Here is a 13,190-nt window from a genome sequence, read left to right on the forward strand (position 1 = left end):
ACATATGCATACGCTGTGGTTGGACTTCTCCCTAGCGCTTCGTAACGCTAAGCGTCAAAAGCGTCGTAGCGCCATTGCGCTGGGCTCAATTACATTTGGCACTATCGCTCTCATCCTTGCAAGTGGCTTTATCGAACACATATTTTTGGCATTTCGCGAACACACAATTAAGTCACAATTAGGCCACCTACAAATTGTCCGCCCAGGCTACCATGAAGCGGGAAAGGCGGACCCTTATGCTTTTCTCCTGCCGAATCTGGTACCTGAACTAGAAAGTACAGATGGATCAGGACGAATCAAAGCCGTGGCCCCCCGACTCTCCTTTAGTGGACTGATCAGTCGGAATGATGCAACTATCTCGTTTATAGGCGAGGGCGACGATGCCCGTCAACAGGGATTTTTTGGCGATGCATTGCAGATTTCCGCAGGTCAGCATCTCTCTGCCAATGATCCACTGGGTATTATCGTCGGTGAAGGACTGGCACGTAATCTCGGCGCTAATGTGGGAGACCATGTGGTACTGTTGGCAAATACTGCTACGAGGGGGGTCAATGCCATAGAGGTGCGGATTCGCGGCTTATTCTCTACCGTCACCAAGTCTTATGACGATTCGGCTCTGCGTATGCCTATCGAAACAGCACGACAATTACTCCGCACCGATGGAGCGCATGTCTGGATGGTACTGCTGAACGAGACCGAACAAACCGACAGCACATTAGCACAGCTGAGCAGCATACTCCCGCTAGACAAATTCCAGATTGTCCCATGGTATAACCTCTCAGATTTCTATAACAAGACGGTGACACTCTTCACCAAGCAGATTTATGGTATCAGGCTTATTATTGCCGCAATCATCCTTCTCAGCATTACCAACACGATGACAATGAATGTCATGGAGCGGATAGGTGAAATCGGTACTTCGCTGGCACTTGGAGTGAAGCGCATGGGTATCATGCGCCTCTTCATGGCCGAAGGCATTCTCATTGGCTGCTTGGGCGGCATCCTGGGAGTGCTGCTGGCGCTGTTATTGGCTTATATCATCTCCAGCATTGGAATTCCCATGCCCCCTCCCCCCGGTATGGCGAGAGGTTATACCGGAGAGATTCTGGTTACCCTGGACATAGCACTGCAATCGTTGGCGCTTGCGATTGGCACCACTCTCGCTGCCAGCATCTATCCGGCCTGGCGCGCTTCACGCATGAGCATTGTTGATGCGTTGCGGCATAACCGATAGCGCCGACAGCGATGTTCAAGCTTGCCCTACGCAGTGTTTTTCGGCAAAAGTCGCATACCGCGATGACGCTGGTAGCCATCATGGCTGGAGTCGCAGGCCTTATTCTTGCCGGGGGCTGGGTGAATGACGTTTTCGTGACCCTGTCAGAGGCCCTGATTCATTCTCAATCAGGGCATTTGCAAGTCTATAAAAAAGGTTTTTTTGCTGAAGGAACCCGTGCCCCTGAAAGGTATTTGATTGCCGATCCGGATGCGATCAAACAACGCATCGCTGCCCAGACGGGTGTCGAAAATGTGATGGCGCGGTTGAACTTCTCCGGCCTTCTTAGCAACGGCCGCAGCGATTTGCCCATCATCGGCGAAGGCGTGGAACCAGCGCAAGAAGCAAGACTGGGAAGCTCTGTTTCGATCATCGCCGGACGCCAACTCGAGGACAAGGATACTTTCGGTGTGCTACTTGGACAGGGTGTCGCGCAAGGGTTGAAATTGAAACCGGGGGATGACGTCACACTGTTGGCAAATACTCTTGAAGGCGCCCTGAACAGTATCGATCTGGAGGTGATTGGAGTATTTCAGAGTTTCTCCAATGATTACGATGCGCGAGCGATAAAAATCCCTTTAGCAGCCTCGCAGGAATTACTTGGCACCCGGGACGTAAACGCACTCGTTGTAACGCTCAAAAAAACCGACGATACCGGCCGCATCGCCACTCTGCTGAAGGAGCAGCTTGGACCTTTCGGATTGGAAATCAAGACCTGGGTCGAACTGAATGATTTCTACGAAAAAACGGTAGAGCTGTACAAAGACCAATTCGGTGTGCTGCAACTTGTCATTCTTGTCATGGTTCTACTCAGTGTAGCCAACAGCGTGAACATGAGCATTTTCGAGCGAATGGGAGAGTTTGGTACGATGATGGCGCTTGGCAACCGCAGCAGTGATATCTTTCGCATGATCATGATTGAAAACGCATTGCTCGGCGTCTTGGGCAGCACCATTGGGCTTGCCGTCGGGGTGGTGCTGGCATTGATTATATCTGCAATCGGGATTCCGATGCCGCCGCCGCCCAATGCCAACATGGGCTACATCGCGCATATCCAGGTTGTTCCCTCCACTCTGCTGATATCTTTTTCCATTGGAATCCTGGCAACCGTACTCGCCGCTGTCTTTCCTGCAAGACATGTTTCCCGTGTTCAGGTGGTTGAGGCACTGCGGCAGAATCTCTGATCACGGCGCAAGGATCGTGCCATCTACTTCGACACCTTTGCGCTGTTGCCCGTGTTGCTACGGTCGGGAGGTGATGGCAGCAAGAAGATCAGAATGAGTAGCGCATTTCCGTGTATACACGATCATTGTGCTCAAAACGACCGAAAAAGCCTGTCGGCTCCCCACTTAAAACGTCTGCGCCCAATGCCCATCGCCAATTCTTCTCGAAGTTCCATGAGATGCGCGGGCGAAACATCCAGTCACTCCGGTTCAGGCTGTGGACCAGCAGTGCTTGTGTCTCCCATTTGGGCCAAGGCTTAACGTGAAGAAAAATGCTGGCGCCATTCTCCACGCTGTCTGTAAAGCTATCGCGGTCGTGGGCAAAAAACACGCGCTGGAAAAACTGCAAATTCAGGCGCGTGTCAGCCGGCAAGCTGAAATCAAGACCAAGTGCGTAGTCGAGCGTATTTTGCTTGGCTAATCCATCCACCGCGCTCGGCCGAAAGACGTTAAACTTTCGCCCATCCGTATAGACCAATTCGCCCTTCAATACAACAGAACCAAAATCTTTTGTAAGAGTTGCGCCTGCCTGGTCTATTACATCGTGGCGCGGTTGAAAGACCAGTGGCTCGGTCGGTCCGCTAACCCTGTAAAACGTGGAAGCAGCATCGAGACTATGGTAATAGAAGGCGGAAATATCCCAGCCCTTTATGAGCTGGGATAACCGTATTCCATAATTCGAGTTCTCCACATTGCGTCCAGAACGATCTTCGGGCAGATAAGAGGCGATTCCTCGTAGCGGGCCTGGGTAATAATCTGCACCCGGCTTGCCGATTTCGTCAAGAGTGGGTACAGGAATCCACAGCAGTTCAGCATGAGTGTCATTCTTCGAATATTCCGCGCGCCCCGCCCACTGGGGAATGCGCAAAATATCGAAGGCCGGCAGGAGGAACTCGCGCATGTCTTTGGCTGATACGACATCGGCAAAAAACAGGCCCACCATCTCTCCCCATATTACGTGTTGACGGCCAAGACGAAAATCGAAATCGCCAGCGGAAATGTCCAGATAATTCTCACGCACAAAGAACTCATAGCGTTGATCGCTGCGAACATCCGGTGGATAGAAATTGGATAGGTCATACGCGGCGTCGTAGTCGAATCGGCCGCTTATTTTCCACTTTATGTATTCGTTGAATTGGCCCGTGCGCGACAGCTCCGTGCGTAGCTTGGCTTTGGAAAGATGCTCTGGACTACTGTAGTTATCAGCGAGTTCAAATTGAGAAAAACCTCTCCAGCCCATTACCAGCTTCTTCCAGACGGGCTCCGGTGGCTTCTTCTTTTGAGGTTCATCGTCACCAAATAGCGACTCACGGGTTGTGAATTCGCTTTCCGCGTTATCTTTAGCTTGTGCCACTAAAACAGGCTCACTGACCGTAGTTAGCAGTTGGATCGAGAGTGAGGAAAGGGATGGGGACAAAGACATAAGCAGGGGCTCGTCTTTGGTCTCCTCATTCGCCCCGGCTCTATTCTCAACGACCATATCGCTCTCATCCGTTGGTTTTCCAACCTGTCGAGTTGAAGGTGAGGACATGGATGAGGACAAGGATAAGGATAAAGGCGCCTCATCCAGGTTTTTCACAGGCGAATGAGAGGGCTTTGTGACCCCCCCGATGAGCCCGGGAATTACAGGAGCCTCCGCAAAGCTTGGCACGGGCGAAAAGATAACAATCGATACTACCTGGAGGACTAGGTATTTAATGCGACGTCTTGGCTCCATCCGATGTGTCTGTATCCGCATCCAGGGATCCTGTCTTCCATCGCTCATACTACCCAGGCATGATTTCGCTTCTTCCTTCCGCTGCCGTATCCTGCCGCAGAATCTCCCCGTCTTCGATGTGTATCAGCCGGTTTGCCATCTCCATGACACGTCTGTCGTGAGTGGAAAAAATAAAGGCTGTCTTGAAGCTGTCGTTAATATCTTTCATCAACTGAAGAATGCCTTCCCCGGTTTTATGGTCGAGATTAGCGGTAGGTTCATCCGCTAGCACAATCTTCGGTTGTGTCGCCAAGGCACGTGCAATCGCTACCCGCTGCCGCTGGCCTCCGCTAAGCTGATTGGGGCGGTGATTGGCAAACTTTGACAAACCAACAATAGAAAGATATTCGGAAACGCGGCGACGGCGTTCCGTCTCGCTCAACTCCTTGAGCTGCAGCAAAGGGTATTCCACGTTCTCCTGAGCGGAGAGAACCGGAAACAGATTGAATGTCTGGAAGATAAAACCAATGGTACGCGCTCTGAGTTCCGATAGCTCATCTGGTGTTTGTCCGCTGACGTCCTGACCTTCGATAAATATTCTTCCGCGCGATGGCGTATCAATGCAACCAATCAGGTTCAGCAATGTCGATTTGCCGCTACCGGAAGGGCCTGCTATGGCGAGAAAAGCGCCGTTTTCAACATTCAGCGAAATATCTCTAAGTGCCTGGACGCGCTGCTCACCCAGGGCGTACTCTTTAAAAACGTGCTCAAGCCACACAATGTTCATGCAAATTATCCTAAAATGCGTAAGCCCGAAAGGCTTGGGTGTGATGCATATCCATAAATAGGAGCGAAAATGCAAAAATCTAAATCTTTGCAATGCGTTGTCACGCTACTTTCTCTGTTTGTTACCTCGGCATCCGCGCAATCTGACGCATCTGCCCAGCCCAATGATGCGAATCTGCCTCGGGAAATACTGGAAAAATCGGACCTGATACGGTTCCCACGCGAAAGCTTCCAGGTCGACATAACTGTCACGACTACGGCGCCAAGCCAACCGGAAGACGTGCATAAGTTTCGAGTTCTATCCAAGGGCAACGAAAACAGCGTGGTGATGACCACAACTCCTGCTGCGGAACGCGGCCAGATTCTACTCATGAAGGGGCGTGATCTGTGGGTATTCATGCCTGAGGTTTCCCAGCCGATTCGCCTTTCATTGTCACAGAGACTGACGGGCCAGGTTGCTAATGGGGATCTCGCGCGGGCGAACTTCTCAGGGGACTACAATCCCAGGATATTACGCACTGATACGATCGATGGCGAAAAGTATTACGTGCTGGAACTTATCGGCGTTGACCGGGGGGTTACGTATCATAAAGTCTTATACTGGGTACAGCAATCGAATTTTTGGCCATATAAAGCTGAGTTCTACTCGCTGTCCGAGCGCTTGCTTAAAACCGCGCGGTATGAAAACTTTCAACCGATACTGGGAAAGCAACGACCGACTCGTCTCGTGATGACGGATGCGCTTCGCACTGAGGAGGAATCGGTTCTTGAATATTCAGAGATGAAGCTGCGCGACCTTCCCGATAAAATCTTTACTAAGGATTATTTGAAAAAACTGGAACAGTGATGTTCTGGTTGTCAGGAGAACGTGCGATGTATTCGCAGGCTGCATGATCCCGCGAAGCATCGCGCCATTCCCTGGACATCGCCAACATCGCCGCCGCGGCTGAGGGTATCGAAACAGGATCTGACAGTCATTAGATGTAGTAGTCGCGACTTCATCTGACAGTTACCCGATTTAAGAGGTGCGAAGTGTCAGATCAGATTCAGCTGTTCAGTAATGTGATTTTATCGTGCCACACCTCCTTTCCGTCAATTAATGTTTGCATGGGTGTTCGGCCGCAACACATCTTGCCCTGATGGGTACGGTCATGATTGTAGCTGTGCAGCCAGTCATCCAGATCCATCTGCCATTCCTCGATTGAGCGATATATTTTTCTGCGAAACGCCACCTGGTAGAACTCTTGCAGAATCGTCTTGTGGAAGCACTCACAGATACCGTTGGTCTGCGGGTGATTGGCCTTGGTCCGGGAGTGCTCGATGTCATTGATCGCCAGGTAGAGCTGGTAATCATGGATCTCTGGTTTCCCGCAGTATTCGGTGCCACGGTCAGTCAGGATACGGATCAGTCCCATGCCCTGTTCTGCACTGTTTCCCCCGCTGCTATCACATTTCGAGCGCAATTTTTTCCATTTCCCAGATCGGACGAAGAGCATTACAGGAAGAGCCAAATCCTGATCGAGCACGAGTACTTTTTTGCTCGCATTTGCCCAAGGCCTCCTCCTGGTAGAACTATATCCCCTGCTGAAATCACTGTTCCCGTAGAAAACAACCGGTCTCTACCAGTTTTAACACTCAAGTCCCCGCCGCCCTCACTCCCACTTACCGCCTGATTTATCGTTGCTGTCTTGCTCGGAGTCGCAGGACGCCCACAGAAAAAATGCGGGAACAATGAATGAAAATACTCAAGATACCTGATTCAGTTCCGTTAAATAGTACAGACCGAAATATAAGCTGGCAAAAAAGTGTATGCTATCCCGATAAATTGCCCTGCATCCTTATCGCGAAGAAGCATGGCTGGTCGAAGAAAACCAAATCCGGCTGCTGATCTCGGCCGGTCGCAGAAAGGTCGGCAATTGGTTGTCATTTACTACCTTAGCAAACCTTTCAAATGATCTTGATCTGACAACCCCCATTCCGCCAGATAAAAAGCGGTTGCAGAGGCGAAACATGTTCTCACCCGAAAAATTTAATCTGGGCAATGCCTTCAAACAATACTTCGAAATCATACCGGCATTCTCGAACGCACTGAAAGAGGAGGTTTATCGCATTCGGCATCAGGTTTATTGCGAAGACCTCGAATTTGAATCAATCCGCCCCGATCGGCGGGAAATCGATGAGCACGACGTTAACTCACTGCATATCCTGATGCGCAGTGTAAAGACAGAGGAGTTTGTCGGTTGTACCAGAATCGTGCGGAGCCGCCCAGGAGACCCGCAATATAAGCTTCCCTTTGAAAATACCTGCGCTGCAGTGCTGGACCGATCTATCGTCGATCCCACAAAACTGCCCCGCGATAACGTCGCAGAGGTCTCACGTCTTGCGGTTGTCACGGGCTACCGGCGACGTAAAGGGGAGGAAAATAGTCCGGTCAGCATTTCCAGTGAGGATTTTGGCACTCGGGCCCAGTCCCGCTTTCCGTTCATCCCGATCGGACTCTACCTCGCAACAACCGAGTTGGCCCGTCTCAATGGGATAGACACGGTTTTCGTCCTGACAGAGGAACGGCTCGCCAACCACTTCTCCAAGCTGGGCTTCAGCCACAAATACATTGGCAGTCCCATAGAGCACCACGGCATGCGCGTTCCCTCAATGATGAGTGTCAGCGGAACGATAAAAGGTATGAGACCCAACCTGCGGCCGCTCTATGACGTTATCGCGGAGGATATAAAAAGGAACCTTCCGGAAACGGGAAACAGCCTGCCCGGGATAGAAAATGAACATTCGGAGAGCAGACCTCAGGTGACTATTGCCGTGAAACCTGCTACATGAGAATCAAGTCATATTGTTCCTGGGTATACGTCCCCTCCACCTGAAGGCTGATGGGTTTGGCGATAAAGTCGGCAAGTTGCGCCAGGCTTTGGGATTCTTCATCGAGAAACAGATCGATTACCTGCTGTGAAGCCACGATGCGGAATTCCCGTGCATCGAACTGACGGGACTCCCGCAGTAATTCCCGCAGGATTTCATAGCACATGGTCTTGGCCGTCCGGACTTTGCTGCGGCCCTGGCAGCTCGGGCAGGTTTCGCACAAAATGTGCGCCAGGCTCTCCCGCGTCCGCTTGCGCGTCATTTCTACCAGTCCGAGGGCGGTGAAACCATTCACCGTCATGTGAGTCCGGTCTTTCATCAACGACTTCTTGAATTCGCCAAGAACGGCGTTCTGGTGTTCGGCGCTCTCCATGTCTATGAAATCGATAATGATAATGCCCCCCAGATTTCGAAGACGGAGTTGGCGCGCAATGACCTGGGCTGCTTCGAGATTCGTTTTGAAAATGGTATCGTCAAAACTGCGTACGCCGATGAATCCTCCAGTGTTCACATCGATGGTGGTAAGCGCTTCGGTCTGATCAATGATCAAATAGCCGCCGGACTTCAGGTCGACGCGTCTCGCCAGGGCTTTCTCGATTTCATCTTCCACCCCATACAACTCGAACAAGGGGCGCTCACCCGCGTAATGGTCGAGCCGCTCCACTACATTGGCCATGTACACTCGTGCAAAGGTCGCCATCTTCTGGAAAGTCTCACGCGAATCCACCAGGATGCGGGTCGTATCATCACTGATGAAGTCGCGCAAGACGCGAAAACTGAGATTCAGGTCCTGATACAGCAGCGCGGGTTGGGCGATCAGGGATTTTTCCTTGATGTCACGCCACAGCTTGTGCAGGTACTCGATGTCCGTTTGCAGATCCTGTTCGCTTGCCGCTTCCGCCACGGTACGGATAATGAACCCTCCTTTTTCCCCGGCCGGTAACAGATGTTTCAGTTTTTCACGCAACGACTTCCGTTCGGTTTCATCCTCGATGCGCTGGGAAATACCGATATGCGATACCTGTGGCAGATAAACCAGCAAACGGCCCGCAATACTGACCTGAGTCGATAGGCGGGCACCCTTGGCGCCGATGGAATCCTTGATAACCTGGACGAGGATATTTTTTCCCTCGTGCAACAGCTGTTCAATCGGTTTATCAGCGTCTTCGCTCTGCCGCAAGCGCCAGATATCAGCAAGATGGAGAAAGGCAGCGCGGTCGAGACCGATATCCACGAAAGCGGACTGCATGCCGGGCAGCACCCGGATTACACGCCCATTGTATATATTGCCGACTATACCGCAATTGCTGGTGCGCTCTATGTGCAACTCCTGGACAGCGCCGTGCTCGACCACCGCGACACGCGTTTCCTGGGGAGTAACATTGATAAGAATTTCACAGGACATGAGAGATCCAGCTTTTATTGCGGTTCACTGAAATATTCTTATACCGGACTCTTCAAGCAATTGCGCCGTTTCAAACAGTGGCAATCCGACGACACCGCTATAACTGCCGGAAATCTCCGAAATAAAAACCGCCGCCCTGCCCTGGATTGCATAAGCGCCTGCCTTGTCATATGCCTCGCCGCAAGCAAGGTAATGATCGATTTCCTGCTCGCTGAGATTGCGGAACCGGACACTCGACCTGGACAGGCAAACCCGGGTTCCATTTCCCGCAGCCACGGCCACCGCTGTCAAAACTTGATGAAGCTGACCGGACAGTGCCTCTAGCATTTGCTTTGCGTGGAGAGGATTTTCCGGCTTGCCAAAAATTCTGCCGTTCAATACTACCGCTGTATCCGCTCCCAAAACCGGGAAATCTGCCCAATCTCGCTCGCTCATCCGCTTTCGTCCCGTTTCCGCTTTAACGCGCACAATCCGTTCGACATACTCCGGCGGCGATTCCTGCGGCAGCGGAGTTTCATCCACATCCGGTATCCGTGACAAAGCTTCGCGCAACGGTAAAACCATGAAATCCACGCCGATCTGCTTTAATAATTCCTGCCGGCGGGGACTGCGGGAAGCAAGATAGATGCGATTTTCCACAAAAGTCATGGCAGGATGAATGCTACGGGAGCGCAGTTACTTCTGTTACGTCGTTATTTTTATGCGCGATGATACGGATGACCCTTGATCAACGATATCGCGCGGTAGAGCTGTTCCGCCAACAGAATTCGAACCAGCCCATGAGGAAGTGTCAGGGCAGATAACGCCAGGACTTCATTCGCCGCATTCCTGAGTGTCGGGTCCAGCCCGTCGGCACCCCCAATGAGGAACGCGGTATCACCTCCATCCTTCATCCAGCTGCCAATGGCGTGCGCCAGCCTGGCGGTAGTCCATTGGCTCCCGCGCTCATCCATTGCCACAAGCCGACAATTGGAAGGCAGCAGCGCGCGGATACGTGCGCCCTCGGCAGTCAGCAACTGTTCCACTTTTTTGCCGCTGTCCCGTCTCTCAGGTTTGATCTCCAGAAGCTCGATGCCCGCTTCACGTGGCATGCGCTTGACATACTCCTGAAAGCCCGCTGCAATCCACTCCGGCATTTTATGCCCAACCGCATAAACGAGGAATTTCATGCAAGGAATTTCATGCGAAGGAATTTCATGCTGAAAACATATCTGTCCGTGCTTTGGGAAGAGTTTGTTCGAGAGACTTCACACACTGGAGAAACTGGCACTCGCTCCCATATTTCCTTCACTTCTCGTCGTCCGGATTCGTCTTCGCTCTTGTGGCTCTGGCTTTTCTGGTCCTGGCAGGGGTCGCGGGTGCGACCTCCCCCTCTTCAGCAGCAGGCGGTCTTGCGGCCGGCTTCTTCCTGCTCGAGCTTTCGGATATTTTATTGATCCTGGCAGCTTGTGCCCACAACTCCTCAAGGTTGTAATGGGCGCGCACCGCGGTCTGCATGACATGCACCAGGACGTCACCCAGATCAACCAATATCCATTCCCCGTTATCCTCGCCTTCCACACCGTAAACCATGCCGCCCGCCGTCTTGACTTTCTCGACCACATTGTTCGCAATTGCCCGTGTCTGTCGCGTGGAATCCCCGCTGGCGATGATCATCCGATCGAACAAGGCTGTCAGTTTCTTGACATCGAGTACTTCCACGTCGCGTGCCTTGATTTCATCCAGCGCTGCAACAACGGTTTTTATCAATTTGGCCAGCGTCATCGTTGTTCCCGGTACAGATCATTAGCAGCAATATAATCCCGAGTATCCTCGGGAACCAGATAGCGGATACTTTTCCCCGAAGCGACGCGCGCGCGGACAGCCGTTGCCGAAATATCCAGCAATGTCGTCTGCGCAGTAAAGATCAAGCCCCCGGATGCATATTTAAGACTCTCTGCACTCGATGTCCAGCGATCTCTGCATTCCGCTTCCAGTTCCTGCGGCAGCGCTCCGGGCGACGCTCTGTCCTCCGTGGAAAGCAAATGGCCGGGGCGAGCCGCAATAATGAAATGACACAGATCGAACAACTCCCGCCACCTGTGCCACTCGGCCAGCCTTATGAATGCATCCGCTCCGGTAACGAGGCAGAGTACGGCATCCTTCCCCAGTTCCTGCCTGAGTTCGCGCAACGTATCCACGCTGTAGCTCACCCCCCCGCGTATTACCTCTCGTTCATCGAGAATAAAATGGGAATTTCCCTCGATGGCCAGGCGAACCATTTCCACCCTGTGTTCCAATGATGCTTCCGGACCGCGGCGTAGCCGGGGAATTCCGGCGGGAACAAAACGCATTTCCCTCAAGCCGGCCAGTTCGGCAATTTCTTCGGCGATTCGCAAGTGCCCGTAGTGAACGGGATCGAAGGTACCCCCAAAAACACCGATCGGAGGAACAGGGAAATCATTCATTATCGGCGGGAAAAACGCTGAATATGCGAAGCTGCTCAAGCGGACAAAACACGCCCACGGCTGTCTCCACCTGTCTTCCCCGCCTTCTCTGAATAATCTGTTTTTTACAACAGCACACGACGCAGATCAGCCAGCACCTCGACCAGGTATGTCGTAAAGCGCGCTGCTGTCGCACCGTCGATCACTCTATGATCATAGGACAGGGATAATGGCAGCATCAGGCGCGGGACAAATTCACCATTCCTATAAACGGGCTTCATCACTGCGCGCGAAACACCGAGAATCGCCAGTTCTGGTGCGTTGATAATGGGCGTGAACGCAGTGCCGCCGATGCCCCCCAGGCTGGAAATGGTAAAACTGGCTCCCTGCATATCGGTGGGTTTGAGCTTGCCCACGCGCGCCGAAGCTGCGAGATCAGACATTTCCTTGGCAATGGCGATCACTCCCTTCTTGTCCACGTCCCGAATCACGGGGACCACCAGTCCATGAGGTGTATCCGCTGCAAAGCCGAGATGGTAATAATTCTTGACCACGAGATTCATTTCATCGCCTTCACTGTTCAGCGAGGCATTGAAGTCGGGAAACTTCTTTAGGGCCGCTATCGAAGCCCGCAGCAGAAAAGCGAGCAGGGTGACTTTCACACCTTCTTCTTTTGAAGATTCATTTGTTTCCTTGCGCAGGGCTTCCAGCTCGGTGATGTCCGCTTCGTCAAACTGTGTCACGTGTGGAATCATGACCCAGTTGCGGTGCAGATTCGCCCCGGATATTTTTTTGATCCGCGATAGCGGCTTAAATTCCACTGGACCGAATTTCGCAAAATCGGGTTGAGGCCAGGGCAGCAGATTGAGCCCGGTACCGCCACCGCTTGGCCTGGAGAGTTCAGCCTTGACAAAAGCCTGCACGTCTTCCTTGAGGATGCGCTGCTTGGGCCCGTTACCCTTTACCAGCCCCAGATTCACGCCAAGTTCGCGCGCAAAGCGTCGAACCGAAGGACTGGCGTGTGCCTTCGCAAATGTAGTTTCATCTGTCGGGGAAGGAGCGAATGCGGAGCGTGGAGAAGAACCCGAAGGTCGGGATTGCGCGGCGGGTTGGGGTTGCGCGGCAGGTTGTGCCGCCGGCTGGGGCGGCTGCTCAGATGGAGAAGCGGTTGAGGCGGGAGCCGGCGTTGGAGCGGGGGCCGCTTCCCGTTGCGCAGCGGGCGGCGCCTGCTCCGCTTCTGAAGTTTCCACCGTCAGGATGGACGAACCTTCCGATACCTTGTCGCCCACCTTCACGGATAATTCCTTGATTATGCCGGCAAAGGGAGAAGGCACTTCTATGGTGGCCTTGTCCGATTCAAGCACAATCAACGAGTCTTCCGCCTTGATCGAATCGCCGGGCTTCACCAGCACTTCTATTACGGGAACGTCTTTAAAGTCGCCAATATCGGGAATCAATACCTGTCTAGTCTCTGCCACGCCTCTTCCTTCTCGTATTTGATAATCCCGGC

Annotated in this window: 12 protein-coding genes and 1 pseudogene; 4 read left to right on the top strand and 9 right to left on the bottom strand. The window is 52.6% G+C overall.

Annotated elements, in window-relative coordinates:
• Nucleotides 1–4: 4 nt before the first annotated feature.
• Both ACZ5BW_RS12940 and ACZ5BW_RS12945 read left to right on the top strand, forming a co-directional pair.
• Nucleotides 5–1,234 carry an ABC transporter permease gene (locus ACZ5BW_RS12940; RefSeq protein WP_464540584.1) on the top strand — a complete coding sequence of 410 codons (1,230 nt, stop codon included), beginning with the start codon at nt 5–7 and terminating at the stop codon, nt 1,232–1,234.
• An 11-nt stretch (nt 1,235–1,245) separates the two neighbouring features.
• Complete coding sequence (locus ACZ5BW_RS12945; RefSeq protein WP_464540586.1) at nt 1,246–2,457, top strand: ABC transporter permease; 1,212 nt, start codon at nt 1,246–1,248, stop codon at nt 2,455–2,457.
• An 88-nt stretch (nt 2,458–2,545) separates the two neighbouring features.
• Here the strand turns inward: ACZ5BW_RS12945 and ACZ5BW_RS12950 are convergent, their stop codons facing one another.
• Both ACZ5BW_RS12950 and ACZ5BW_RS12955 read right to left on the bottom strand, forming a co-directional pair.
• A complete protein-coding gene (locus tag ACZ5BW_RS12950; protein WP_464540588.1) occupies nt 2,546–3,976 on the bottom strand; it encodes a DUF1302 family protein in 1,431 nt (476 codons plus the stop codon).
• A gap of 286 nt (nt 3,977–4,262) precedes the next feature.
• Complete coding sequence (locus tag ACZ5BW_RS12955) at nt 4,263–4,979, bottom strand: ABC transporter ATP-binding protein (RefSeq protein ID WP_464540590.1); 717 nt, start codon at nt 4,977–4,979, stop codon at nt 4,263–4,265.
• 69 nt (nt 4,980–5,048) lie between these two features.
• Between ACZ5BW_RS12955 and ACZ5BW_RS12960 the strand changes: the two genes are divergently transcribed.
• On the top strand, nt 5,049–5,825 hold the full coding sequence (locus tag ACZ5BW_RS12960; RefSeq protein WP_464540592.1) for an outer membrane lipoprotein-sorting protein: 777 nt from the start codon (nt 5,049–5,051) through the stop codon (nt 5,823–5,825).
• Nucleotides 5,826–6,024: 199 nt separating this feature from the next.
• Here the strand turns inward: ACZ5BW_RS12960 and ACZ5BW_RS12965 are convergent.
• Nucleotides 6,025–6,387 (bottom strand): annotated as a pseudogene (locus tag ACZ5BW_RS12965) (integrase core domain-containing protein); the annotation flags it as partial.
• Nucleotides 6,388–6,988: 601 nt separating this feature from the next.
• Here ACZ5BW_RS12965 and ACZ5BW_RS12970 point away from each other — a divergent pair.
• Entirely contained in the window at nt 6,989–7,810 is an 822-nt protein-coding gene (locus tag ACZ5BW_RS12970; RefSeq protein WP_464540594.1) for a PEP-CTERM/exosortase system-associated acyltransferase, read from the top strand.
• Here the strand turns inward: ACZ5BW_RS12970 and rng are convergent.
• The 6 genes from rng to aceF form a co-directional block, all read right to left on the bottom strand.
• On the bottom strand, nt 7,803–9,254 hold the full coding sequence (rng, locus tag ACZ5BW_RS12975; RefSeq protein ID WP_464540596.1) for a ribonuclease G: 1,452 nt from the start codon (nt 9,252–9,254) through the stop codon (nt 7,803–7,805). The two genes, ACZ5BW_RS12970 and rng, sit on opposite strands and share 8 nt — an antisense overlap.
• 24 nt (nt 9,255–9,278) lie before the next feature.
• Complete coding sequence (locus ACZ5BW_RS12980; protein ID WP_464540599.1) at nt 9,279–9,902, bottom strand: Maf family protein; 624 nt, start codon at nt 9,900–9,902, stop codon at nt 9,279–9,281.
• Nucleotides 9,903–9,952: 50 nt separating this feature from the next.
• Nucleotides 9,953–10,423: a 23S rRNA (pseudouridine(1915)-N(3))-methyltransferase RlmH gene (gene rlmH, locus ACZ5BW_RS12985; RefSeq protein ID WP_464540601.1), complete on the bottom strand. Its 471-nt coding sequence runs from the start codon at nt 10,421–10,423 to the stop codon at nt 9,953–9,955.
• Between the two features lie 118 nt (nt 10,424–10,541).
• Nucleotides 10,542–11,018, bottom strand: coding sequence for a ribosome silencing factor (gene rsfS / locus ACZ5BW_RS12990; protein ID WP_464540603.1), 477 nt, complete (start codon nt 11,016–11,018; stop codon nt 10,542–10,544).
• Nucleotides 11,015–11,701, bottom strand: a complete 687-nt coding sequence (gene nadD, locus ACZ5BW_RS12995) for a nicotinate-nucleotide adenylyltransferase (protein WP_464540605.1) — start codon at nt 11,699–11,701, stop codon at nt 11,015–11,017. The genes rsfS and nadD overlap by 4 nt, the downstream gene beginning before the upstream one ends.
• Before the next feature lie 104 nt (nt 11,702–11,805).
• Nucleotides 11,806–13,158 carry a dihydrolipoyllysine-residue acetyltransferase gene (aceF, locus tag ACZ5BW_RS13000; protein ID WP_464540607.1) on the bottom strand — a complete coding sequence of 451 codons (1,353 nt, stop codon included), beginning with the start codon at nt 13,156–13,158 and terminating at the stop codon, nt 11,806–11,808.
• Between the last annotated feature and the right edge of the window lie 32 nt (nt 13,159–13,190).

The organism is Nitrosospira sp. TNL300, assembly GCF_055385915.1.